We start from the raw sequence: 24,391 nt of genomic DNA, 5'->3' as shown, positions 1-24,391 counted from the left end.
TTTTCCCTCCTTCTAAAATGCTAAGTTAATAGCAGAATCTTGTCCCATTGCTTCTGAAATATCTGAAACAAAGGCTTTGAATTGTTGATTGCCGAGTTTGATGTTGAATGTTGCTGGTTGTTTGGTTTGAACTTGCATTTGTTTACTGCTGGATTGGACGGACACATCTTGTACTGTTGCCAAATGCTGATCTAAACTGTCTAGGCTTGGTAGCATGATTTGTGAAGCTAGTTTGTCCATTGGTTGATCTACTACATGAGCATTTCTTTCGATCCCAATGGCAAGACCTGCTGGCAGCATTGCGCCGATTTCATCTCGCATCCAGCGAGATGGAGAATGGATTTTGAACAGACCTTTGAAGGTATCTCCAATGCTTTTTCCAATGTCCATAACGGCATCTAACGCTGCTTTAGCCATACCACTGATCCCATCAATCAGGCCTTGGATTAAGTTTGTGCCGGCTTCTTTTAAATCTGGAACCGCTTTGATCACTGTTTCAAGAAGTTTCAACACAATTTTAGCACCAGCTGCAATGATTTTCGGGATACTTTCTCCGATGCCTTTTACTAGAGCTAAAATAAGTTCAACTGCGGCAGCTAAGATTTGTGGCAAATTCGCTAACAATCCTTCGCACAGTTTTCCAACAATTTCTACTGCTGCATCTAATAGTTTCGGTAAATTTTCAGATAGGGTTCTAACTAAGGTCGTAATAGCTTGCAATGCCACTGGAACTAATGCAGGTAAAACAGAGGCTACCCCTTCAGCTAGCTTGGTTAAAATTTCGATCCCTTTGTCAATGATCAACGGTAAATTATTTGTGATATTTGCAGTGAAGGCCTCAATTATATTGGTTACTGTATCAATGATTTGGTCCTTATTCGCCAGTATTCCGTCAACTAACGCAATCAATAAATCTAAACCTGTCATCAACAACTGTGGTGCTGCTGATAGTAAACTTGTGGCTAAAGATTCGATCAACATTAAAGCTGCTGGAATCAAGGTTGGTAAGCTTTCAATCACACCTTGAACGAGTGCGTTAATCAGATCGACTGCACTTTGCATGATTACAGGAAGATTGACAGCGATCGCTTCTGCAAGACCTGCAATCAATTGTGTTCCTGAAGCCATTAAATCGGGTAATTTGGAAATGATTCCACTGATAAAACCTTGGATCACTTCGGGGCCTTTTTCAATTGCGGTAGTAATCATTCCTCCCAGCTGATCTCCGAATTGGCTGTTCACTAATCCTAGACCGACAAGAGCAACACCCAAAATCGCTGCTGGCCCCAATGCTTGTAAAGCAACCCCGAAAACAGATGTTAATCCTTGAATCATTGTCGTCATAGCGGTTGTCCCTACTCCGGCAGATTTTTGGATTCCTTGACCGATGCCGCCAAAGGCTTTTGTGACCAAGGGAACTTCTCCAGCAATTTTTTTAGAACCTAATGAAATCGATTCAAAAAAACCTGCTACATTCAATGCACCTGAACCCATTTTATCCATTGCTTTTCCTACGCCTACTTCTAAAGACAGCATGCCATATGCCATCTGTGGCGCTAAGCTTGTCACTGTTTTGGCTAGATTTTGTGTAAAGCCAGTTACTTTAGAATCTAATGAGATAAACGGGTCTAACATTTTTGTAGGTAATTCTTTAAAGGGTGATTGCATCTTACTAAAACTAGTTGAAACAATCCCACTTAGTCCCTGTGATTTTTTACCTAGTGCATTGAACGCCTCTGCAGCTTTTCCTAGTTGACTTGTTGCCTGTGAACCAAAGCTTGTAAACATTGATTCAACAGAGGGTAAACCAAATTTCTCTAAAGCACTATCTAATTCTTCTAGGGAGCCTTTTATTTCATTAAAAGTATCCTTTGCTGTGCCCGGGTTTGAAAAAGAAGAAAATAATTGATTGATTTGTGTTTCTAATTGAGCAGTGCTTTCAGTTATTTGAGTTAATGCTCCGTTTAAGCCTCCATCTACAGCAGATAAGATGGCCTTTACATTAATTTTATAGTCCATTTTTCCCCTCCTTTCCTATGAATTAAAATTCGCGATCCAATTTTGAAGTTTTTCTTTATCTGGAGACGTTCTTTGTTGTCTGCCTAGTAGTTTCTTTTCTGCTTTGCGATAATCGAAAAATTTATCAAAGGTCCTAAAAATTGGTTTGCCTTTTCGCGTTTGTCCAGCCATCACTGTAGCCCATGCTTGCATATGGATCTCATATTGCCGATCCAGTTGCTTCAATTGATATGCTCTCATTCGCAACTCATAATCAGGAATCGTCAAGCGGTCGATTTCAGTAAAATCTTCGATTTTCAAAAAACGTAAACAGTTTAAACGAACCTGCTCATAGACTTCATCAAATTCGATCGATTTTACGCTTGTGTTTCTTCCAACATCTTGCTGGTCATCATCCCGGTATATTCCGACTTTTTTAGCTCATCGATCACTTCTTCAAACAGATTCTTCGTACCGTTTTGTTCAACGTACTCTTCTAAACATTTGACTGTCATTCGCGGTTTCTCGGTCATATTTGCAATCAACAATACTTCAAAAAGAGTATCTACATCTGATAAAAGCAAATTTGAAACGATGGCGCCAACGCCTAATTTCAACTGCATTCCACCACGTTCTACTGAATAACGCTTATTGATTTCTTTTAAAAATCCGTACCCAAATTTACAGCTGACTATTTTTTCGTTCATTGTAAGTTCCATATTTATTCCTCCTGATTTCCAAAGAGGTTAGTCAGACTAACCTCTTAAAATGTGTACTTGCGTATCAATCATTACGGCGTTGTTTCCACTTTAACAGTGTCTTTGAATTCATAGTCGCCACCTTCAGAAGTATCAAGCTCCAATGCTGCAAAACCATTCTTACCTGCGCCTTCGATTGCCCATTCCAAAGAGTATTCCACTTTATTTTCAGCTGAATCTGTTTCTTCAAACGAAGTAAAATAGCCTTCAAAATATTTCGCTTTGAATTTCCCTTCGTTGTTGCCAGTGCCAATCTCCTTGGTGTTGATACGCCAAATTTGAACACGTTTATTTTCATCCATTGCTGTTTCTAATTTATCGATTTGTGTTGAACCGATTTTATATAGTGTTGTTGCCGTTACGGTTGTTTCGGTTGCTCCTGGTGTCACTACGCTACCATCTTTCGTAACAGTTGATTCACTTTCTTTTGATTTTGAATAGCCATTTTCTGTGCTGTATGCTAAGCCCCAGGCACGTTCATTTCCTTCGTCTTCGGCTAAACGAAAACGCCAAACTACATCTACTCCGCTTAATGCTGTCATCTGTTTATTTCCTCCTTAGTGTGTTGTTGCTGCTTCAATTTTTTTAATTGAGATGCAAGCTGATTTTTTCGTCGTTGTTCTGCTTTCACCCTTTTTTGCAGCTTTCCGATCACTTTCAATTGTTTTTTGATTACCTGATTCTGCTGCTCAAAAGTAAAATATTGATTTTCTGACACAAAACGATCATTTGATTTCAACTTGACATCTCCTCTCATTTAAAGTCACGGGCGACTTAAGTATCAAATCGTTACAGCCGTTCGTACTTGATGAACCTAGTATACAAAGATATAACGATGCGAAACTCCCAGGGTTCTGTTAAAATCATCCCAAGATTCTGTTACTTTCCTTTCACAGTTTGGCTTTTTACAACGTGTTTTTTACAGACTTAACCTATTACTATGGTAAAATAGAGAAACGTTCTTTCTGATAGATAGCTGAAGCATTTGTATGAATGATATGTGAAAAAGTGCCTTAAAAAAACAGAACTTTAATGATCAAAACGAAGCATCAACGGAGCACATGGTCCTTTGTCTATCTTGAGTGAACGTCTAAATTAAAGGAGAAAAGCGATGGTAAAAAAATAAGCGAAAATGAACAACTCTATTTAAGAGAATTCACACCCGCTGATTTTGATGATTTATGTTTGATTTTACAAGATAAAGAAACGATGTACACCTATGAATCAGCATTTTCAGAAGAAAAAGTCAACGCATGGCTGAACTGGAATTTAACAAGCTATCAAGAAAACGGCTTTGGTCTGTGGGCGATCATCGATCAAAAAAAGCAACACTTTATTGGTCAATGTGGGATTGTCTATTCTGATGTTGAAGCTGAATCATTATTAGAAATTGGCTACTTAGTCAATAAACGCTATTGGAATCAGGGATATGCAACGTCTGCTAGCCAATTGTGTATAAGCTATGCGAAAAATGAATTAAAAGCGGAAAAAATCTGTTCCATCATTCGAGATACGAACCTTTCTTCTCGCATGGTTGCTGAGAAAAATGGTATGACCATCGTCAAAGAATTTGATAAAGACTATTCTGGTCTGCCCGTTCGTCATTTTGTATATAGTATTGATTTAACTAATTAATCATGGAGGGATCACATGCCTTATCTAAGTGTTTCTGGCGCAACTATTTATTTTGACTCTAAAGGATCAGGACCACATCTGTTGCTGATTCATGCTGGAATTGCGGATTCACGAATGTGGGATTATGAATTTCATTCATTATCTCAGCAGTTTCAAGTCACTCGATTTGATTTACCTGGCTTTGGTCAGAGTTCATTTACAGGAGGCGCTTTTTCTTATACAATGATCATTAATGAACTCCTAGATCATTTGAAAATTAAGCAAACGTACATTTTTGCCGCTTCATTTGGTGGAAGAATAGCCTTAGATTTTGTCACTGAAAATCCTGAACGGTGTTTGTGTTTGGCTTTAGAGTCTTCCGCCATTGACGAATGGAATTTTTCAGAAGCCTTGCAGCAATATGATGAAAAGGAAGAGCAGTTATTGACAGCGAAGTCCTTTGATCAAGTAGCAGAGCTTAATTATCGAACGTGGATTCTAAGAGATCGTCGACCTGAAGCAATTGCTCCTCAAATAAAAGAGCGTATTCGTGAAATGCAAATGACGGCTCTTACTAAACCGGAACCAGCTCGACCAATCAAAGAAATGTCACCAACTCAACCCTTGTCTGCTCGATTAGATCAGCTCAAGTTACCAGTATTGATTATGATTGGCGATTTGGATGTTGCTGATTTTCAAGATATTTCTACCTTTTTATATCAAAAAATCAGTCATGCTAAAAAAGTAGGGATTCCCAATGTCGCTCATTTAGCAAATTTAGAAGCGCCAGAATTGGTTGCATCACTTGTGATCGACTTTTTTCTAAGCGAAGCAGTTCCTAATCATTGATCAAAGAAAGTAGGGAATATCTTGTTATTTTTAGATCATAGTCCTGACCTTAGCCCCATCGATTTAGAAATCTATAAATATGTTGCAGCTCATATTGACGAAGTGGTGTATATGCGGATTCGTGAGCTCGCCCAAGAAACCCATAGTAGTACTGCTAGTATTTTGCGTTTTTGCCGAAAATTTGGTTGTGAAGGATTCTCTGAATTTAAAATCAAATTGAACTTATATCGCAAATCTTTGGCAGAACCTGTGACAACCCATGCTGTAGATGAAACCTCTTTTACTCATTTTATCCAACGGTCTACTGAGGCTTTTTTTCAAGAACGAATTCAAGCCGCGGCTAAATTGTTGTCTGAAAAAGATCTTGTTTTATTTATTGGAACAGGCTCTTCAAATATCATTGCTGAATATGGTGCCTTGTATTTTTCTTCTATTTTCAGTATGGCGTTTCATATTGAAGATCCGATCAACCATCCTGTGAATTTTTTCAATAAAAGTATGGCGAAAAATGTGTGTGTGATTGCTCTTTCAGTTAGTGGTGAAAATGAAGCCATCATTAATTATTTGAATCATTTTATTACAAATGATAGTACGATCATTTCGATCACGAATAGTGAAAAATCTCCGATTGCTGCGCTTTCCGATGTAAATATTCCTTATTATATTTCTACGGAAAGAATTGGGGATAGTGATATTACGTCTCAGGTGCCAGCTCTTTATACGGTGGAGTATCTAGCAAAGGAAGTCCAAAAACAAAAACAAGACAACTCATAAAAACGAGTTGCCTTGTTTTTTCTCTTATTTAAAGAAAGCTGGTAAATAGTGTTTATGTGCTTCTAACAATTCATCCATCACTTCTTTAGCGACATTTCCACTTGTGATTAAGGGATTCATCGTAAAGGCTTGTAATAATGTCCCGTAATCACCTGTAACAGCCGCTTCGATCGTTAATTCTTCCATTGATTTCATTACTTGTAGTAACCCACGTTCTTGGGGTTTAAAGCTGCCAAAGTTATAAGGAACGGGGCCTTTTCCAGTAATTGTACACGTTACTTCTACGGCACTTTCAGCAGGTAAGTCTGTGATCGTACCGTTGTTTCTAGTGCTGACAGTCATTGTTGTACGTTTGTCATTGTGGATCGAGTTGATGATTTCACACGCTGCATCACTGTAGCGTGCGCCACCACGTTCTGCTAATTGTTTTGGTTTGTAGTCTAAATTAGGATCTTTGTATAATTCAAACAATTCATGCTCGATTTCTTTGACCTTTTCAGCACGTGTGCCATTGTTTTTGAAGTCTTCTAATTCTTCAGCTAACATTTTATCTGTATAATAATAATAATTGTGGTACGGACATGGAACCATGTGTAGGTTCTCAACTTGTTCCCAAATCAAGTTATTGTCTTTGATATTGGCTACGATTGATTTAGCATCCTCTTGACCATACATTACTTTAATTAATTCATCTGTACGATCTTTTCCGTTTTTATCTGTAATTGTATGCCAATGTAAATGATTGATTCCAGCAAATTGGAAGAATAAATCATGGTTATTTTCACCTAATAATTCGGCTTCTTCAAAGACTGCATTGACTGGAATATTACATAAACCGACAACTTTATCCCAATTTCCGTAACGTAAAACCGCTTCTGTCACCATACCGGCTGGGTTCGTAAAGTTGATCAACCAAGCATTTGGGCAAAGCTCTTTCATATCTTCTACGATATCTAAAATCACTGGAACAGTTCTCAACGCTTTGAAAATACCGCCAGCACCATTTGTTTCTTGACCGATCAAGCCGTGGCTTAATGGAATGCGTTCGTCTAAAATACGTGCATCTAAAAGCCCTACGCGTAATTGAGTTGTAACGAAATCAGCATCTTTCAGTGCTTCACGACGATCTAATGTCAAGTGAACTTCACAGTTAATACCAGCGGCTTTGACCATCCGTTTTGCCATTGCTCCAACGATTTCTAGTTTTTCTTTTCCTGCTTCAATATCAACTAGCCATAACTCACGTACAGGTAATTCATCGTAACGTTTAATAAATCCTTCCACTAATTCTGGTGTATAACTTGATCCTCCACCGATCGTAACGATTTTAATTCCTTTTGACATCTCGTTCAGCTCCTTAAGCGTTTTATCTGATTCTAGTATAGCCTTTTGCTGATTGAGAATATATAGGAAAGAAGAAAGTGGTTACAGAACAAAAGAAGAAGTCACTTGTAACATTGATGTATCAAGACGTTACAAAAAAAGGATTGAACACTATTTTCATGTCCAATACTTTACCTCTCTCAATCAATCATTAAACTCATCAAATGCACATCTAATAATTCGCCCTCATCCGTTTTTGCACCACGAGCCATGATCGCTTCTGTTTGAAAGCCAATTTTTTCATAAACATGGACTGCACGTTGATTGCGATGTTGAACAGTCAATTCTAGCCGGCGGATAACCTTACTTTCTTTTGCCCATTCGATCAGCTCTTCCATCATCAAGCTACCTAACCCAAACCCCCAATAATCCTTTAAAATACTGATACCGATTTCCCCAATATGTTCCATTCGCTTTTTCGATGATGCTTTAACAGAAGCTGTACCAATGACCTTCCCATCCGCTAAAGCAAGCATTAACACGTTATTCACAGATTCATATAGGTTTGCTAAGTTCTCACTCATCTCAGCTGATGTCATGCCCATTCCTTTTTCATCCATTACAAGAAAAGGAGTCTCACTGCCGATGATTTTTAATGCCTGTAAAATCTCTGTGGCATCATCTGGAATGGCTTCTCGAATCGTAAACTCAACTTCTGTCATACATGGTCCTCCATTTTTTTGTGAATGCGTTCTAAAAATCGTTCTGCTTGCGTGCCAATTGCTTGAAAGGAAACGATTCTTTTTTCCATATCTTCAGAATCTTTCGTTATCGTGATGTCTAAATAATCTGTCGGTAAAAATTCTCCTAATAGTTTACCCCATTCGACAACAGATAAGCCATCACCTTCAAAATATTCATCTAAGCCAAGATCATCTGCACCATGTTCAATACGATAAACATCCATATGATACAGTGGCAAGCGCCCTTGCTGATATTCACGAATGATTGTATAAGTAGGACTTTTGATCATTTGATCGATACCTAAGCCTACTGCGATTCCTTTGGTCATGGTTGTTTTTCCTGCACCTAAATCTCCGGAAAGTATGATCGTATCTCCTGGGGCAGCGACCGAACCGATAATTTTCGCAATTCCTTCTGTTTCTTTTGGATTGTTGAGCATAATATCCATTTTTTCACCTACTTATTTCAACAATTGATATTTCTATGTAGTGTAGTATACCGAATTTTCACAAAAAAAACTAGAGAACTGAGACAAAACGCTGAGCGTCTAGTTTCAGTTCTCTAATAGCTTACTCGTTCATTAATGTTTGTGCAGCAGTGATAATTGATAATTTGTAGATATCTTCTTCATTTGCACCACGAGATAAATCAGAAACTGGTTTGTTTAATCCTTGTAAAATTGGACCAATCGCTTCAAAGTTACCTAAGCGTTGCGCAATCTTGTAGCCAATATTTCCTGATTGTAACTCTGGGAAAACAAAGACTGTTGCTTGTCCCGCTACAGATGAATTTGGTGCTTTTAATTGTGCAACAGACGCAACATATGACGCATCAAATTGTAATTCACCATCGATCTCAAGTTCTGGGGCTAAGCTTTTCGCAATTTTAGTTGCTTCAACTACTTTATCAACTTCTGGTGCTTTTGCTGAACCTTTAGTAGAAAAACTCATCATTGCTACTTTTGGTTCGATATCGAATAATTCAGCAGTTTTTGCACTATCAACAGCGATCTCAGCTAATTCTTGGGCTGTTGGATTTACATTAATCGCGCAATCAGCAAAAATATATTTCTCTTGATCACGGCCACGAACCATGATCATTGCACCACTTGTACGGCTAACGCCTGGTTTTGTTTTGATGATTTGTAGGGCTGGACGAACAGTGTCTCCAGTTGAGTGGATTGCACCACTGACCATACCATCAGCAAATCCCATGTAAGTTAGCATTGTTCCAAAATAGTTGACGTCTTTTAAAATCTTACGTGCGTCTTCTTCTGTAACTTTTCCATTACGACGTTCAACAAACGCTGTAACCATTTCTTCCCATCCATCATAATTATCTGGATCGATAATCGTAAAGTTAGATGTTTTGATTCCACGAGCATGTGCTGCTTCCACAATCGCTTCTTGTTTACCGATCAAAATTGGTTCCATTAATTCTTCTGCTTTCAAACGAGCTGCAGCTCCTAAAATACGAGGATCTGTTGCTTCTGGGAAAACAATTTTGATGTTACGGCGAATGACTTTAAATTTTAAGCTATCGAATAATTCCACGATATACCCTCCAACTGATTATTTATACAAACTAATCATACACCATTCTCCAAGAAAATAACAGTTATTTATAGCTGTATTAGTGTAAAAAATGCTGATTCTGATATTATTTTCACAAACTAGCTCTACTGCACTATAACAGATTGTTCTGTTTTAAGACACTGTATCAGGCAACTGCCAATTGATTGGTGTCTCCCCTAATTGCTCCAAAGCCTGATTTGCTTTTGAAAATGGTCTTGAACCGAAGAAGCCGCGATGGGCTGCCAAAGGGCTTGGATGGGGTGATTTGATAATAATATGTTTATTGGTATCGATCATTTTAATTTTTTCTTGTGCTGGTTTGCCCCATAGAATAAATACGATCGGTTTATCACGTTCATTCAACTTTTTGATGATGGCATCTGTTAAATTTTCCCAGCCTTGTCCTCGATGAGAATAAGCTTGACCATTACGAACAGTTAAAACTGTGTTCAATAAAAGGACACCTTGTTTCGCCCAACTCTCTAAAAAGCCATGTGAGACTGGCGAATACCCTAAATCCGCTTGTAGTTCTTTATAAATGTTCATTAAAGAAGGTGGTATCCTCACACCAGGCTGTACAGAAAAACTTAAACCATGTGCTTGATTTGGTCCATGATACGGATCCTGACCTAATATTACTACTTTTACCTCTTCATAAGGTGTTAATTCCAGTGCGGAATAAATGTGGTACATATCTGGATAAATGGTTTGCTGGTTATACTCTTGTTTCAGGAAATCACGTAAATTCAAATAATATTCTTTTGTAAATTCTTCTTCTAAAACCTCTTGCCAACTATTATGGATAATAGCTTTCATATGTTGTCCTCCTTGTATTGGTTTTATTTACTCATTAAAACTACTATTCTGACAGATTTCTTTTACACATTAAGCATATCTGATTTTTTGAGTAGTGACAAGAAAATTTTTTCTGCACTGAAATTGCAAAAACATGGTAAACTATAGGTAAGTTAAATAAACGAGGGGTAGAAAATTTTATGATTAAATTGATTGCTTCAGACATGGATGGAACATTACTCGATTCAAAAATGGGGATTTCAAAGGACAATGCTTCTGCAATCAGAGAAGCAGAACGACAAGGCATTGAATTTATGGTTGCGACAGGACGTGCCTATACCGAAGCAAAACCTGCTCTAGATGAAGCTGGGATCGAATGTGCGATGATCACGTTGAATGGTGCAAAAGTATTTGACAAGGCTGGTAATTCACTTTTTACCGCAGGAATCGAAAAGCAAACTGCAACAGATATCTTAGATATTTTAGAAGCGCACGATATCTATTTTGAAGTCTCTACAAACAAGGGGATTTATTCTGAACAACAAGAAAAAAGAATTGAAAATTTTGCTTCACATATTGCAACGACTATGCCCCATTTGACCTATAAAGTAGCTATTGCTATGGCTGCAGCGCATTTATCTTTATTAGATATCACTTATATAGAGGATATGCGCACTTTAATTAGAGAAGACGACATCGAAGTCTTAAAAATCATTGGTTTCAGTATGGATGGACCAAAAGTATTAGGCCCGGCAAGTGCTCAAATCAGACAATTGAATGATTTAGCAGTCACTTCCTCTGCTCAAAATAATATTGAGGTCAATCACAAAAATGCTCAAAAAGGAATCGCAGTCGCTCATGTTGCAAAAGATCGTGGAATTTCCGAAAAAGAAGTGATGACCATTGGCGATAATTTTAATGATGTTAGTATGTTGCAATGGGCGGGTGTTAGTTTCGCAATGGGCAATGCTGAATTAGAAGTCAAAGATCATGCAAAATATATCACGTCTACCAACTTAGAAAACGGGGTCGGCGAAGCGATATTACGTGCAATTAGAGAAAATTTATAATGTATTAAACGGCTAAACAACAAGGAAAAGAGGTGAGAGATGGTGTCTGAATTTTTTATTCAAGAACAACAATTGAGCAAGGTTACAAGAACCATTGTGAAAGACGAAGACGGCAAGTCCATTTTCTTACTTGTTGGCCGTTGGGGAACACGTGGTGATGCGTTGTCCTTATATACGATGAGTGGTGAATTAGTCGCTAGCATCAGACAGACCTCCTTTGCGTTTGGTTCACGTTTTGACTTGTATAAAGGATTTGAAAAAGTCGGTGTTTTACGGAAGATTTTAAATTTGAATGCTGACTTTTATTATATCCAACATATGCATTGGACCGTTTTAGGGGATATTAAAAATCATCGGTATTCTATTTACCAAGTGAATCATAAAGTGATGGAAATGGGTAAGGCTACTCTTTTCTCTGGTAATTACTTTACCCTGGATGTTGCAGATGACGAAGATGCGCCATTATGTATTTGTATTGCAGCAGTCTTAGATTATTGGCTATATAATAAAAAGAAAGATCAGAATCACAAACCAATCATTGGTTGGGGTACTTGTTGATATACATAAAAAATCAGCGGATTTTATTCGCTGATTTTTTTCTGCATATGATCGTACAAGTGTCCGCTGATCATCATCTCAGCCACATCTTTAAACCCTTTGCGGCTATACAATTTTTTAGCATTAGGATTTCCCTTGTCTACACTTAAACCAATGATTTCTTTACCATCTCGCTTCGCCATTTTTGGCAAAGCATCTAACAGTTTAGAACCGATTCCAGTCCCACGATACTTTTCATCAACGGAGATCGAATCTAAATACCACTCTCCCGGTAATGTTTCAGGATCGATAAATATTCTGATTTCTTCATCCAAATTGTATTTACGCAAGACTTTTTTTAACGGTTCGTCAATTATTGGTTCGTCTTCATTTGGATAACCAAAAGCAATTCCAGCTACATGCCCATTGTCTTCATAAACCAATCCTCGCTGATAGCCATAACGATAAGTTGGATCGGCTACTGCTTCGGCTAGAACGGCTAAAAGTGTTTTCTCTGGGATAATTTCTAATAAAGGTAATTCCATATCTTTTAAAATAACTAAGATCAACGGAGCAATAGCCTCTCCGTCTTCTTTTGTTGCAAAACGAATCATTGTTATTCCTCACTTTCTATAATGAAGTGTACCATTTATTATTTGTTAATGCATTACATTCACTTTTTTTTTAATTTGTTTTAACAAACAATGAGAAAAACAGTAAATCTGCAGCAAAAAAGACACTCGAATGAGTGTCTTTGATTTTATTGAATTGTAACTTTGACATTATTTCTGCGACCCCAAGTTAAACATTGGTCAACAGATGGGAAATGTACATCAATAATATTCCCTTTGATTGCTCCACCGGTATCACCAGCAACCGCAAAGCCATAGCCTTCTACTTCAACAAATGAGCCTAGTGGAATCACACTTGGGTCAACGGCAATCACATTACTTTGTGAACGAAGATCGATCCCAGTCGCTGTGATATATCCTGAACCAGCTTCTCTAAAAGAATAAGCTGTTGATTGCATGTAGAGTACTCGCCCGTTAGCATTGCCTTGTCCAGTATCCCCGCCAGCGCTTGGTACTTCTTCCGGCTGAGATGGTGGTGTGACAACAGGTTGTTCTTCGCTAGAAGAGCTACTTGAATCACTGCTTAATGATGAACTGTTGCTTGTACTTGACGATGAAACAGTCGTTTTAGCTTTACTTTGAGCGGCTTCTGCCTGCTTACGCGCTTCAGCTGCATTCTTTTCATCTGTGATTCGTTTTTCTTCTGTCTGTTTTTGATCAGCGATTTGTTGTAACGCTGCTTGATTATCAGATAATTGCTGTTTTAATGTCACAACTTGTTCATCCATTGCTGAAGCTTCATCCTGTAATTTCGTTTCGTTGGTTTGTAATTCTTCTTGTTTATTTTTTACAGTTTCTTGAAGTTCAGACAATTTTTCTTTATCTTTAGATAGACTATCGATTTTTTCTTGTTCTGCATTTTGTAAGATTGTCATCGCATATGCTTTATTAAAGAAATCTGATACACTTTCAGCATCTAATAATACTTGCCATGTACGCTGTTCCCCACTTAGCTGGATATCTTTCATACGATTTCCAACGACTTCTTTACGGCGTGCAATGCTTTGTTCTGTCACTGTGATTTCAGCTTCAGAGTTCTTGATTGTTTCTTCAGCTTTTGAAATATCTGCTTTAAGTTTTTCAATTTCAGCGTATTTTTCATTAACATCATTCAAAGCTGTATTGATATCTTTGCTAAGTGATTCTCCTGTTTGTGCGGCTTGTGTTTCTTTATCCTTCAGCTCGTCTAATGACTCTGCTGCGGCACCAACTGGAAGAGCAACATTTACTAGCATGATAGCAGCTAAAAATGGTATCAATTTTTTTACTTTCACTGAATCCAACACCTTTCCTAACTAAATCCAACTCCACCTATTATACTAATCTATCAGGCTTATTTTATTTCAATAGCGTTACAATTTGTTACATTTCAGCGAAAACATCCCTTTTGCTGTAACATTGTTTGTTTTTATCTAATGTGTTTTACTGAAAAGAATGCTTACATACCAATGCTTTAAAGCGTTATAAAACACTCTTTCCGACTGTTATAGTCACACCAAATTATTTAACATTCTTTTTGTTTTTTTTGATGATTTCTTGGACTTCAGAAGAGTTTTTCACCTTTTTCAGCTTCAAATTGGGATAATTTCGAACCCAACGCTTTTGATTAAAGCTCATATGTGTGACTAATTTTTTGATTGCAGGCGTTTCTTTGAACTCTTCCAACCAAGTGATTCTTTCTGTCATTTTAGCTTGTTTCCGTTCATTGATTTCTTCTGATACGGACTCTTTAAATTCAGAAAGATTCGTTGCAAGCTCCTCTCTTTTTTCAGCCAAAACTGCTGTTAATTCTTGCTTACGTTCTTCCACAGCTGTATTGAGTTGAGACGTAACTTTTTTGAATGACTGCATATTAACTAAGGTATAAACTAAATCGCTAAGCAACAAAAATAGTAAAATGATCGGTAGTACTAGTCCAAATTTTTCAGATAAAAATGTCTCAAGGAGCATGACTTTGGGATGGATGACACGAACGATCAATACACAGCCGATTCCCCAAAATAGCGATACCGGCAAGGCAACTCGGCCATTGATATTTAAGGGAACATCTTTGTAGTCCCACCATGAAGCGTGGAATAATTTTTCCAAGCCATAACTCGTGATATACTCTAAGATAGTGACTAGAATCGTCGATAATAAATATAAAACAACAATATTTTGTTTGAGCGGCTCTAAAAAATACAGGACACCTAAAATACCAAAGCCATAAATTGGGCAATAAGGTCCGATTAAGAACCCTCGATAGACAAACTTTCCAGCTTTTAATGAGCAGTAAACAGTTTCCCAGAGCCAACCGACAAACGAGTAGATAAAAAACAATAAAACAATTTTGATAAATTCATTCATATATTTTCTCCTTCAAACAGCATTTACTAGCTATTGTAACAAATAATTATGGTTTTATGCTAGCAACTTTATTCTCAAGAAATATTGATATACAATAGAAGGGAAAATAAATCATGTTCATCTTTTAGAAATTCTGTAATACGCTTTTCATTTTAGGAGGAAATTCATGTTCAATTTACTTAGATACGCGAAGAAGTACCGCAAGCAAATCATACTTGGACCTTTTTTTAAGTTTTTAGAAGCTTGTTTTGAGTTAGTCTTACCATTATTTATGGCCCGTTTAGTTGACCAAGGAATTCGTAATAATGATCGTGCCTACGTAATCCAAATGGCCGGTTGGATGCTTTTGATGTCGATCATCGGACTAATTTGCGTAATGATTTGTCAATATTATTCCTCAATTGCTTCACAAGGGTTTGGAACTGAACTAAGAAATCAACTGATGAAAAAGATCAATCAACTTTCACATGCTGAATTGAATAGCTTCGGAACGGATACCTTGATTACAAGAATGACGAATGATATCAATCAATTACAGTTAGCCTTAGCAATGTTGATTCGCCTTGTCATTCGGGCCCCCTTTTTAAGTATCGGTTCAGTGATTATGGCCTTTTACATCAACGTGCAAATGGGCTTTATTTTTCTACTGATGCTGCCAATTTTTTGTCTTATTCTTTATTTTATTATAAAAACAACTGTACCTTTATATAAGAAGGTGCAAGAAAAACTGGATTCGCTCAATCGTCAGATCAGTCAAAATTTGAGTGGTGTCCGCGTTATTCGTGCCTTTGCTAGAAAACAAACGGAAGAAAAACGAGTCAACAACGTAACAGATGACCTTTCTGCTATTTATATTCGTGTCTCAAATATTTCCGCTTTATTAACTCCCGCTACAACCTTAGTCATGAATCTTGGGATCTTAGCGTTACTTTATCTTGGCGGGATCAAAGTCGAGATTGGCGGGCTGCAACAAGGTGAGGTGTTAGCTTTAATCAATTATATGAATCAAATGCTGCTGGCTTTGATCGTTGTGTCAAATTTAGTGATTATTTTTACTCGAGCTTCAGCATCTGCCTCAAGAGTGAGTGAAGTGCTCGCTGTTGTTCCTAGTATTCAATCAGAAAAGTTCGATCCAGCCTTTAAAGAACAAGCCAAAGGCATCGTATTCGATCATGTCTCCTTCCGCTATCAGCCAACTGCCGGACTAGCATTGACAGATATTTCCTTGGAAATCCCAGCAAATTCTGTTCTAGGGATCACTGGTCCCACAGGTGGCGGTAAGAGTACGCTGACTCAATTGATTCCACGTTTTTATGATACAAGTGAAGGGAATCTATTTGTCAATGGAATCAATGTACGTGACTGGTCTCTAGATAAGCTACGCAAAAAAATCGCAATTGCACCTCAAACAGCTATTTTATTTACAGGAACGATTCGAGAAAATCTTCAATGGGGTAAAGAAAAGGCAAGTGATGACGAATGTTGGCAAGCACTCGAGACTGCTCAATGTAAAGAATTCGTTGAAAATTTAAGTGACGGTTTAGATACGCAAGTTTATGAAGGCGGCAAAAATTTTTCCGGTGGTCAAAAGCAACGTTTAACTATTGCTCGTGCCTTGATTCATAAACCAGCCGTGTTGATTCTAGATGATTCTTTAAGCGCCTTGGATTATCAAACCGATTTAAATTTACGAACAGCACTAAAACAAGATTTAAAAGAAACAACTCTTATCCTGATTTCACAACGTATCAGCTCGATTCAACAAGCTGATCAGATTCTCGTTTTAGCTAGTGGAAAACAGGTTGGCTTAGGGACTCACGAGGAACTATTACACCATTCTACAGCTTATCAAGAAATCGTCGCATCACAAGAGGAGGAAACTGAAAAATGAAGACAAAAAAAAGAACCTCAAATTCATTGAATCGTTTCATGCCTTACTTGTTACGTTATCCAAAAGAAATGACCGCAGCGGTCATTTTAGGCATCCTCAGCGGTTTAACAACCGTTTTAATGACCTATTATATGGGAAAATCTGTGGATACAATGATTGCCAAAGGGCACGTCAACTTTATGCTTTTGTTCCATTTTCTTAGTTCGTTAGCAGGTATTTTGATGATCACTGTTATTAGTCAATGGCTGATCCAACGTTTAGGTAATCGTGTTTCTTACCTGTCTGTTGCTGAACTTCGAAAGGATGCGTTTGCTCATTTAAATCGATTGCCTTTAAATTATTATGATCAGACTTCTCATGGAAATATCGTCAGCCGTTTTACAAATGATATGGATAATATTTCGGTGGCCTGTTCAGCTGTCTTTAACCAGCTTTTTTCTGGACTATCTGTTGTAGTCATCGCCTTCTTCTTTATGCTCAAGTTAAGCCCATTACTTACTGTTGTTGTTTTAATTGCAACACCAATCATATTTCTCGTCAATTGGTTAGTGGCAACCTCTTCTCAGAAAAACTTTTCTGCTCAACAAAAAATTGTTGGAGAGATTTCTGGTTTCGTTACTGAAATGGTTGGCAATCAAAAAATCGTCAAAGCCTTTCAGCAAGAAAACGTTTCTCAACAACGTTTTGAAGCATTAAATCAACAATTATATGTTCGCGGTCAAAAAGCGCAATTCTCCTCTTCTTTAACCAATCCTTTATCGCGTTTTATTGATCATTTAGCTTATTTATCGATTGGTCTTGTGGGTGGTTTGTTGTTGTTAAGCGGCAATCAAACAATCACGATCGGTGTTATTTCGAGTTTCACTATTTATTCTAGTCAATTTTCTAAACCGTTTATTGAATTGTCAGGAATCACAACGCAAATCCAAACGGCTTTAGCTGGACTAGATCGAACGTTTGAAATCATCAATCAGTCTGAGGAAAAAACAGATGGACCACATAGTTTTGTCTTAAATGATGCGAAGGGAAAAGTGATCTTCGATCATGTAGATTTCTCTTATACGCCTTCAAAACCACTGATCCAAGATTTTAACCTAACGGCATTTCCTGGTGAAACCATTGCTATTGTTGGAAAAACAGGTGCTGGTAAATCAACCTTAGTCAATTTATTAATGCGTTTTTATGAAGTTGATAGCGGTCAGATCTCAATCGATGGTCATCCGATCACGCAGATTACAAGAGACAGTTTACGAAAAAGTTTTGGGATGGTTTTACAAGATACTTGGTTATTTGATAGCACAATCCGTGATAATCTGACGTATGGAAATCCAGAAGCAACTGATGCACAAATCAATGCTGCTATGAACAAAGCCTATATTTTTGATTTTGTTACTCGTTTGCCTGAGGGTTTAGACACCTTGATTGGTGCTAGTGGCATCAAAATTTCTGAAGGTCAAAGACAATTGATGACCATTGCAAGAACGATGATCAGTGATCCACCAATGCTGATTTTAGATGAAGCAACTAGTTCGGTCGATACGTTGACTGAAAAAAATATTCAAGATGCCTTCTTACAGATGATGAATGGTCGAACAAGTTTTGTGATTGCGCACCGACTTTCAACCATTAAAAATGCGGACAAAATTTTAGTAATGGAACAAGGATCTGTTGTTGAAATCGGCAGTCATGATGAATTGATTGATAAAAAAGATGGGTATTATCACGCATTATATGAAGCTCAATTTAAAAATCAACTGTAAAATAAAGAACAAAAAAGCCTCAAACTTCCTTGGGATGTAGGACAGTTTGAGGTTCTTTTTATTTTAAATTAATTAAAGATTTATTTAAAATTTGCTTATAAGGAATTTTATTGCCTAAATAGTAAGTAGCAACTACTTGGATTGGTAAAAAGACGATGTTCTTCACAATCCTAGGTATCCACCAAGCCAGATTAGAGAGATCTACGCCATACATTAGACCAAGCCATAGTGGTGTTAGAAACATATGAATGATCAACGTGACTAATGAAGTCGCTAAAAACACTCGTTTCCAGGTTAACTCCTTCTTATAATAAAAGAAACCATAAATCGCGCCGGAAATAAACGCATTCAAGGTAAACCCTGGAAAATAAGGTCCTTTAGGAAACAGCAACATGCCGACTGTATCAGCAACAGCACTACCGATCCCTGTCCAAAACGGACCAAAAAGAATGCCCATCAATGATTCTGGGATAAAGGTAAAACTAATACGTAAAAATTGGGTTTCAAACGAAATAAATCGTGTGAAAACCACCATTAATGCGATCAATAGACTCATCAACGTAATGATTCGGGTCTCAATCTTTGTCTTATTCATTTCTAGCATCTCCTCTAAGAGCTGCTACACAAAATATGCAGCGAATGCGAAAACAAAACCGCGAATATAGAAAAGGGAAGCGAACTGCTTATCTCTTTTGAAAATTAGGAAAGTAGCATTGAAACGCTTTTTGTTTCACTGATACTTTGTCTATTTTCCTAAAGAGATGGTTCGTGCAACTAGATCATTGAAAAGCGGAATGAAGCGTTTAGCCTTTTAGAAAGTTAGGAATATGAACATGGAACGTCTTTTGTTCCATGTTCATATTGTCTACTTTCCTCAAAGGCTGCTTCATGCAGCTAGATCATTGAAAAGTGAAGCGAACTGCTGATCTCTTTTGAAAATTATCTACTTTTCAAAAAGCTAGTTCGTATAGTAAAAATCACTATTCTCCTATATTCTTCGTCCGAAAGGCAACATCCCATCCTCTCGGCACTTAACGCTTTATTTCCTACTCTGTTTTATTAGGCCTAAGCCTAAGAGCAATATAGCATATTCCATTATTCACTGCAATCAATTTTGACTAAAAAGATAAGGGCTTATTATCTGTCTCATGCACTACATTTCTAAAATCTGCGAAGCCTGCTTGTAAGCCTCTTAATAAAATTTCAGCAGTACCGATATTGGTTGCTAAAGGAATTTCATAAACGTCACTCAAACGAATCAAAGCGGTCACATCTGGCTCATGAGGTTGTGCCGCCAGTGGGTCTCGTAAAAAAATCACCATATCTAGTTTATCTTCTGAAATCATGGCTCCAATCTGCTGATCGCCACCTAAAGGACCTGATTTAAAACGGTGAACAGGTAATCCAGTTGCTTCCGCAATTTTCAATCCTGTCGTTCCCGTGGCAAATAGTTCATGCTCTTTTAATATTGGTTGATAGGCTAAAGATAGTTTGACCATTAATTCTTTTTTTCGATCATGTGCGATCAATGCAATTTTCATGATTACGCCCTCTTTTCATTTCTTTTCCTTATTATAACAAAGACAACCCTCACAAAGTAAAAGAACGATTGATTATTTGTCACTTTGACGAAAAAACGTTTTTTTCTTGTGCAACCTTCCGTTGAGATTATATAGCGCTTTCATTTATACTGAAGGTACAAAAAAAAGAAAAGAGTGACGACAATGGTAGAAATGGCGCTAAAACATATCTATAAAAAATACGACAATGCAGAAAATTATTCTGTAACTGATTTTAATTTAGAAATTGCTGATCGTGAATTCATTGTATTTGTTGGCCCATCAGGTTGCGGAAAATCTACAACTTTAAGAATGATTGCTGGTTTAGAAGATATTACGGAAGGCGAACTTTCCATCGGTGATAAAATAATGAATGATGTCGCACCGAAAGACCGAGATATTGCCATGGTTTTCCAGAATTATGCTTTATATCCACATATGACTGTTTTTGATAATATGGCCTTTGGCTTAAAACTGCGTAAATATGATAAAGCAGAAATCAAAAAACGGGTAGAAAATGCAGGTGAAATCTTAGGTTTGACTGATTATCTGCAACGCAAACCAGCAGCACTATCTGGTGGACAACGCCAACGTGTCGCTTTAGGTCGAGCAATTGTTCGTGATGCAAAAGTTTTCTTGATGGATGAACCTTTATCAAACTTGGATGCAAAATTACGGGTTGCTATGCGTGCTGAAATCGCTAAATTGCATCGTCGTTTGGAAACAACTACAGTTTATGTGACACATGACCAAACCGAAGCGATGACAATGGCTGATCGCATCGTTATCATGAAAGACGGGTTTATTCAACAAATCGGGTCACCAAAAGAGGTCTATAACACACCAAATAACGTTTTTGTAGCAGGCTTTATCGGTTCACCTGCGATGAATTTTTTTAATGTTACCTTAAATAATGGTGTTATTCGTGATGGTCATGGATTAGAACTAAAGATTCCAGAAGGAAAAAATAAATTATTAGGTGAAAAAGGTTACGAAGGAAAATCGATTATTTTTGGTATTAGACCAGAAGATATCCATAGTGAGCAAGTAGCTTTAGATACAATGAATGACGCTGTCGTTCGTTCTGAGGTCGTTGTATCAGAATTACTAGGTGCTGAAACAATGTTGTACACCCGATTAGGTGATACAGAATTCATCTCAAAAGTTGATGCGCGTGATTTCCATCAGCCAGAAGAACTGGTCGATTTAGCATTCAATATTAATAAAGCCCATTTCTTCGATCCAGAAACTGAGCAAGTAATCAAACTACCTTAAACTATAAAAGTGACTAAGACAAAACTCTTTGCGATTTATTGATGTCACCGTGAAGCCAAATAAACGGTGGGAGCAGAAGCAATCACTACGCTTCGCTTCGATCACATCAAATTCTAAGTGCTAAAGCACTAAGATTTGAAGGCTTCGGAAATAAGCTGAAATTCACAAAAATTTGAAAAGCACCAATTAGGAATCATTCAACATCGTAATTAAACATTCCGTGTTTCTTGTCATTTTTGTGAATTCCTTCTTATTGCTGTAAAATACAACGAAGTATGAGTTGATGTTGCACAGTACCTACGTGATTCTCGGGATTAAACACTCCTGTCCCAACCTCTTTGGTCCAATTGCTAAAGCCTAAACGACTTTTGTAACAACCTCTTATATCTGTGGTTCAGTCTTTTGGGGAAGAATGGCCACTTTTGCTCGTTCCAATTTTTTAGCCTGACTAAATACTGGAATATCAAACGGTTTACTTAAAGCATTCGCTACAAAATAAGCAATGTTGTAATCAATCAAACTATGAATCAATCCACCAAGTCCCATCAACAAAAAAATCGAATACATGTACCCTTGTGAATAGTAAGTTTCCGGCAGATTACCCACTGTATAAAAAACACTTACTACAGCTAATTCTGCAGCAGAATGTATAAAGCCTATCATTAAATTAAACAATTGAAAACGTCCATTGAACAAAACCAATTTATGCTTAGATAAAACAATCGTTGGATGGTTCTTTAAATAAAAAGCACCTATCACAGCAAATAGTAAATGAGAAAGTGCCCTTAACGCAATAATCGGCGTTGCTGAAAGAAAGAACCCAAATCCAGTTCCTAAACTAACTGCTACTGCTACTCCTGGTGAAAAGAACATTGCTAAAAATAGCGGTACATGACTAGCCAATGTAAAGGATGCTGGTCCGATCGTGATCCTGGGCATGACCATAGGAATAATAATGCCCATTGCCACTAATAAAGAGGCAATTGTTAAATGTCTTACTGAGTTCTTTTTCATATTCCCTCCTATGTGTCTTGACATATCTGATAATATTCATTTTAAAGTAAAAACAACTAGGTGTCAAGACACATAGGTAATGCTTTTGACTAAAAAGTAGTTGCTCGTATAGAAACCTAAATAAACTCATTGCGGACAGTATATAGCCGTATCAATGAGTTTATTTATTATGTTACAGATTATTTCGACTTAAAACAGACCAATGATCTTTCCATCGGGGTTAATATCGATTTTTTCATAAGCTGGTTTCTTTGGTAACCCAGGCATTGTCATTACTGACCCCGTATAAGCTACAATAAACCCTGCTCCAGCCGATATCTTGATATTACTGACTGTTATCGCAAAATCGGTGGGTCTTCCTAATTTGGTTTGGTCATCTGAAAATGAATACTGAGTTTTAGCCATACAAATTGGCAAATGACCGAACCCGAGTTTTTCCAGTTTAGCAATTTCTCTTTCCGCAATAGGCTCATAGCGAACAGCGTTTCCTCCATAAATTTTCTCTACGATGGCACTGATTTTTTCTTTGATTGGCAATTCGTCTGGATAGGCAAATGAAAAATGATTTTCCTGATCGGCTAGTCGAACTACTTCTTTCGCTAGCTCTTCACCACCGGCACCACCTTGAGCCCAAACATCTGAAAGAACTACATTCACATTGCGTTTTTGGCATTCTTCTTTCACAAGTTCAAGTTCTGCATCTGTATCTGTAGGAAACTTATTGATGGCTACTACTGTTGGTAACCCAAACACAGTCGTTGTATTTTCGATATGTTTTAAAAGGTTTGGCAATCCGTCTGTTAAGGCTGCTATATTTTCAGCGCCAAGTTGATCTTTAGGTACACCACCATGCATTTTTAATGCACGAACAGTCGCTACAACAACAACCGCCGAAGGTCGAATACCAGATTTCCGACATTTGATATCGATAAATTTTTCAGCGCCTAGATCAGCACCAAAACCACCTTCTGTCACAACATAATCGGCTAGTTTTCTAGCCGTGTTCGTTGCAATCACGCTATTGCAGCCATGTGCGATATTGGCAAATGGTCCACCATGGATCAATGCTGGATTGTTTTCTAATGTTTGAACGAGGTTGGGCTTGATCGCATCTTTCAATAAAGCTGTCATAGCGCCTTGTGCATTCAGTTCTCTGGCCGTAACAGGTTGATTATCATAGGTGTAACCGATAATGATATTAGCTAGATTTTCTTTCAAATCTTCAATATCATTAGATAAACATAAAACGGCCATGATTTCTGAAGCAACTGTGATTTCAAAACCATCTTCTCTAGGAACACCGTTGACCCGAGCCCCTAAACCATCAACAATATTTCTTAATTGACGATCGTTCATATCCACCGCTCTTTTCCAAGTGATACGACGATTATCAATTCCTAGCTCATTCCCTTGAAAAATATGATTGTCAATAATTGCTGCTAACAGGTTATTTGCTGCTCCAATCGCATGAAAATCCCCTGTAAAATGAAGGTTGATATCTTCCATTGGAACAACTTGCGCATAGCCGCCGCCAGCTGCTCCTCCTTTTATTCCAAAAACAGGTCCCAAAGAAGGTTCCCTTAACGCGATAATCGCCTCTTTTCCGATTCGATTCAATGCGTCACCTAGACCGACAACTGTGGTTGTCTTGCCTTCCCCAGCAGGCGTGGGTGTGATTGCTGTAACCAGGATCACTTTGCCTTCTTTGTTGCCTTTGATTTTTTCAACTTCTATTTTAGCTTTGTATTTTCCATACGATTCAAATTGTTCTTCATCCAAACCAAGTTGTTCTGCTACTTTTGTGATAGGCAACATCGTAGTAGCTTGTGCAATTTCAATATCTGTTTTGACCATTCTTTCCTCTCCATTCCATCAATT

General features: G+C 37.6%; 25 protein-coding genes and 1 riboswitch. Of the genes, 8 read left to right on the top strand and 17 right to left on the bottom strand.

Features of this window, described 5'->3' with window-relative positions; all coding sequences use genetic code 11:
* Nucleotides 1–12: 12 nt before the first annotated feature.
* From IGJ55_RS03625 to IGJ55_RS03605, 5 genes are all read right to left on the bottom strand, one after another.
* Nucleotides 13–2,019, bottom strand: coding sequence for a phage tail protein (locus IGJ55_RS03625; RefSeq protein ID WP_430607315.1), 2,007 nt, complete (start codon nt 2,017–2,019; stop codon nt 13–15).
* 15 nt (nt 2,020–2,034) lie between these two features.
* Complete coding sequence (locus IGJ55_RS03620; RefSeq protein WP_083244301.1) at nt 2,035–2,319, bottom strand: hypothetical protein; 285 nt, start codon at nt 2,317–2,319, stop codon at nt 2,035–2,037.
* 56 nt (nt 2,320–2,375) lie between these two features.
* Nucleotides 2,376–2,717: a tail assembly chaperone gene (locus IGJ55_RS03615; RefSeq protein WP_069639285.1), complete on the bottom strand. Its 342-nt coding sequence runs from the start codon at nt 2,715–2,717 to the stop codon at nt 2,376–2,378.
* A gap of 71 nt (nt 2,718–2,788) precedes the next feature.
* Nucleotides 2,789–3,298, bottom strand: coding sequence for a phage major tail protein, TP901-1 family (locus IGJ55_RS03610; RefSeq protein WP_069639286.1), 510 nt, complete (start codon nt 3,296–3,298; stop codon nt 2,789–2,791).
* Nucleotides 3,295–3,495 (bottom strand): hypothetical protein, encoded by a 201-nt coding sequence (locus tag IGJ55_RS03605; RefSeq protein WP_239574202.1) that lies wholly within the window; start codon nt 3,493–3,495, stop codon nt 3,295–3,297. The genes IGJ55_RS03610 and IGJ55_RS03605 overlap by 4 nt, the downstream gene beginning before the upstream one ends.
* Nucleotides 3,496–3,878: 383 nt before the next feature.
* On the opposite strand from IGJ55_RS03605, the gene IGJ55_RS03600 reads away from it, so the two are divergent.
* From IGJ55_RS03600 to IGJ55_RS03590, 3 genes are read left to right on the top strand one after another with little or no spacing between them, the layout of a single operon-like run.
* Entirely contained in the window at nt 3,879–4,391 is a 513-nt protein-coding gene (locus IGJ55_RS03600; RefSeq protein WP_429950967.1) for a GNAT family N-acetyltransferase, read from the top strand.
* Between the two features lie 15 nt (nt 4,392–4,406).
* Complete coding sequence (locus IGJ55_RS03595) at nt 4,407–5,219, top strand: alpha/beta fold hydrolase (RefSeq protein WP_069639289.1); 813 nt, start codon at nt 4,407–4,409, stop codon at nt 5,217–5,219.
* 21 nt (nt 5,220–5,240) lie between these two features.
* Nucleotides 5,241–5,993: a MurR/RpiR family transcriptional regulator gene (locus IGJ55_RS03590; protein WP_069639290.1), complete on the top strand. Its 753-nt coding sequence runs from the start codon at nt 5,241–5,243 to the stop codon at nt 5,991–5,993.
* 24 nt (nt 5,994–6,017) lie between these two features.
* Here the strand turns inward: IGJ55_RS03590 and IGJ55_RS03585 are convergent, their stop codons facing one another.
* The 5 genes from IGJ55_RS03585 to IGJ55_RS03565 form a co-directional block, all read right to left on the bottom strand.
* Nucleotides 6,018–7,337 carry a 6-phospho-beta-glucosidase gene (locus IGJ55_RS03585; RefSeq protein ID WP_069639291.1) on the bottom strand — a complete coding sequence of 440 codons (1,320 nt, stop codon included), beginning with the start codon at nt 7,335–7,337 and terminating at the stop codon, nt 6,018–6,020.
* 179 nt (nt 7,338–7,516) lie between these two features.
* A complete protein-coding gene (locus tag IGJ55_RS03580; RefSeq protein ID WP_069639292.1) occupies nt 7,517–8,038 on the bottom strand; it encodes a GNAT family N-acetyltransferase in 522 nt (173 codons plus the stop codon).
* Nucleotides 8,035–8,508, bottom strand: a complete 474-nt coding sequence (gene tsaE, locus IGJ55_RS03575) for a tRNA (adenosine(37)-N6)-threonylcarbamoyltransferase complex ATPase subunit type 1 TsaE (protein WP_069639293.1) — start codon at nt 8,506–8,508, stop codon at nt 8,035–8,037. Before tsaE ends, IGJ55_RS03580 begins: the two co-directional genes overlap by 4 nt.
* A gap of 121 nt (nt 8,509–8,629) precedes the next feature.
* Nucleotides 8,630–9,613, bottom strand: coding sequence for a phosphate acetyltransferase (gene pta / locus IGJ55_RS03570; protein WP_069639294.1), 984 nt, complete (start codon nt 9,611–9,613; stop codon nt 8,630–8,632).
* 153 nt (nt 9,614–9,766) lie between these two features.
* Nucleotides 9,767–10,450 (bottom strand): uracil-DNA glycosylase, encoded by a 684-nt coding sequence (locus tag IGJ55_RS03565; RefSeq protein WP_069639295.1) that lies wholly within the window; start codon nt 10,448–10,450, stop codon nt 9,767–9,769.
* Nucleotides 10,451–10,629: 179 nt separating this feature from the next.
* Here IGJ55_RS03565 and IGJ55_RS03560 point away from each other — a divergent pair, with 179 nt between their 5' ends.
* Both IGJ55_RS03560 and IGJ55_RS03555 read left to right on the top strand, forming a co-directional pair.
* Nucleotides 10,630–11,499 carry a Cof-type HAD-IIB family hydrolase gene (locus IGJ55_RS03560; RefSeq protein WP_069639296.1) on the top strand — a complete coding sequence of 290 codons (870 nt, stop codon included), beginning with the start codon at nt 10,630–10,632 and terminating at the stop codon, nt 11,497–11,499.
* Nucleotides 11,500–11,541: 42 nt separating this feature from the next.
* A complete protein-coding gene (locus IGJ55_RS03555) occupies nt 11,542–12,057 on the top strand; it encodes an LURP-one-related/scramblase family protein (protein WP_430608121.1) in 516 nt (171 codons plus the stop codon).
* Between the two features lie 23 nt (nt 12,058–12,080).
* Here IGJ55_RS03555 and IGJ55_RS03550 read toward each other — a convergent pair whose 3' ends face one another.
* The 3 genes from IGJ55_RS03550 to IGJ55_RS03540 form a co-directional block, all read right to left on the bottom strand.
* The gene (locus IGJ55_RS03550; protein ID WP_069639297.1) at nt 12,081–12,650 is read right to left on the bottom strand and encodes a GNAT family N-acetyltransferase; all 570 of its coding nucleotides are present in this window, start codon (nt 12,648–12,650) and stop codon (nt 12,081–12,083) included.
* Nucleotides 12,651–12,796: 146 nt separating this feature from the next.
* On the bottom strand, nt 12,797–13,951 hold the full coding sequence (locus IGJ55_RS03545; protein WP_083244303.1) for a 3D domain-containing protein: 1,155 nt from the start codon (nt 13,949–13,951) through the stop codon (nt 12,797–12,799).
* 217 nt (nt 13,952–14,168) lie between these two features.
* Nucleotides 14,169–15,014 carry a putative ABC transporter permease gene (locus tag IGJ55_RS03540; RefSeq protein ID WP_069639299.1) on the bottom strand — a complete coding sequence of 282 codons (846 nt, stop codon included), beginning with the start codon at nt 15,012–15,014 and terminating at the stop codon, nt 14,169–14,171.
* 166 nt (nt 15,015–15,180) lie between these two features.
* Between IGJ55_RS03540 and IGJ55_RS03535 the strand changes: the two genes are divergently transcribed.
* Nucleotides 15,181–16,905 (top strand): ABC transporter ATP-binding protein, encoded by a 1,725-nt coding sequence (locus IGJ55_RS03535; RefSeq protein ID WP_429950264.1) that lies wholly within the window; start codon nt 15,181–15,183, stop codon nt 16,903–16,905.
* The gene (locus IGJ55_RS03530) at nt 16,902–18,665 is read left to right on the top strand and encodes an ABC transporter ATP-binding protein (protein WP_207120986.1); all 1,764 of its coding nucleotides are present in this window, start codon (nt 16,902–16,904) and stop codon (nt 18,663–18,665) included. Before IGJ55_RS03535 ends, IGJ55_RS03530 begins: the two co-directional genes overlap by 4 nt.
* Nucleotides 18,666–18,723: 58 nt before the next feature.
* Here IGJ55_RS03530 and IGJ55_RS03525 read toward each other — a convergent pair whose 3' ends face one another.
* Both IGJ55_RS03525 and mgsA read right to left on the bottom strand, forming a co-directional pair.
* On the bottom strand, nt 18,724–19,260 hold the full coding sequence (locus IGJ55_RS03525) for a folate family ECF transporter S component (RefSeq protein WP_083244304.1): 537 nt from the start codon (nt 19,258–19,260) through the stop codon (nt 18,724–18,726).
* Nucleotides 19,261–19,618: 358 nt separating this feature from the next.
* Nucleotides 19,619–19,721, bottom strand: a riboswitch (THF riboswitch).
* Between the two features lie 62 nt (nt 19,722–19,783).
* Entirely contained in the window at nt 19,784–20,206 is a 423-nt protein-coding gene (gene mgsA / locus IGJ55_RS03520; protein ID WP_207120985.1) for a methylglyoxal synthase, read from the bottom strand.
* A gap of 183 nt (nt 20,207–20,389) precedes the next feature.
* On the opposite strand from mgsA, the gene IGJ55_RS03515 reads away from it, so the two are divergent.
* Nucleotides 20,390–21,499 carry an ABC transporter ATP-binding protein gene (locus tag IGJ55_RS03515; RefSeq protein ID WP_069639304.1) on the top strand — a complete coding sequence of 370 codons (1,110 nt, stop codon included), beginning with the start codon at nt 20,390–20,392 and terminating at the stop codon, nt 21,497–21,499.
* Between the two features lie 381 nt (nt 21,500–21,880).
* Here the strand turns inward: IGJ55_RS03515 and IGJ55_RS03510 are convergent, their stop codons facing one another.
* Nucleotides 21,881–22,513, bottom strand: coding sequence for a hypothetical protein (locus IGJ55_RS03510; protein WP_430607310.1), 633 nt, complete (start codon nt 22,511–22,513; stop codon nt 21,881–21,883).
* A 189-nt stretch (nt 22,514–22,702) separates the two neighbouring features.
* The gene (locus tag IGJ55_RS03505) at nt 22,703–24,367 is read right to left on the bottom strand and encodes a formate--tetrahydrofolate ligase (protein ID WP_430607309.1); all 1,665 of its coding nucleotides are present in this window, start codon (nt 24,365–24,367) and stop codon (nt 22,703–22,705) included.
* Between the last annotated feature and the right edge of the window lie 24 nt (nt 24,368–24,391).

Origin of the sequence: Enterococcus sp. AZ170, assembly GCF_050545135.1 — a bacterium.
Taxonomy (GTDB): Bacteria; Bacillota; Bacilli; order Lactobacillales; family Enterococcaceae; genus Enterococcus_L; species Enterococcus_L ureilyticus.
The sequence above is the reverse complement of the archived record's forward strand: the minus strand, read 5'-3'. Positions and strand labels throughout refer to the sequence as shown.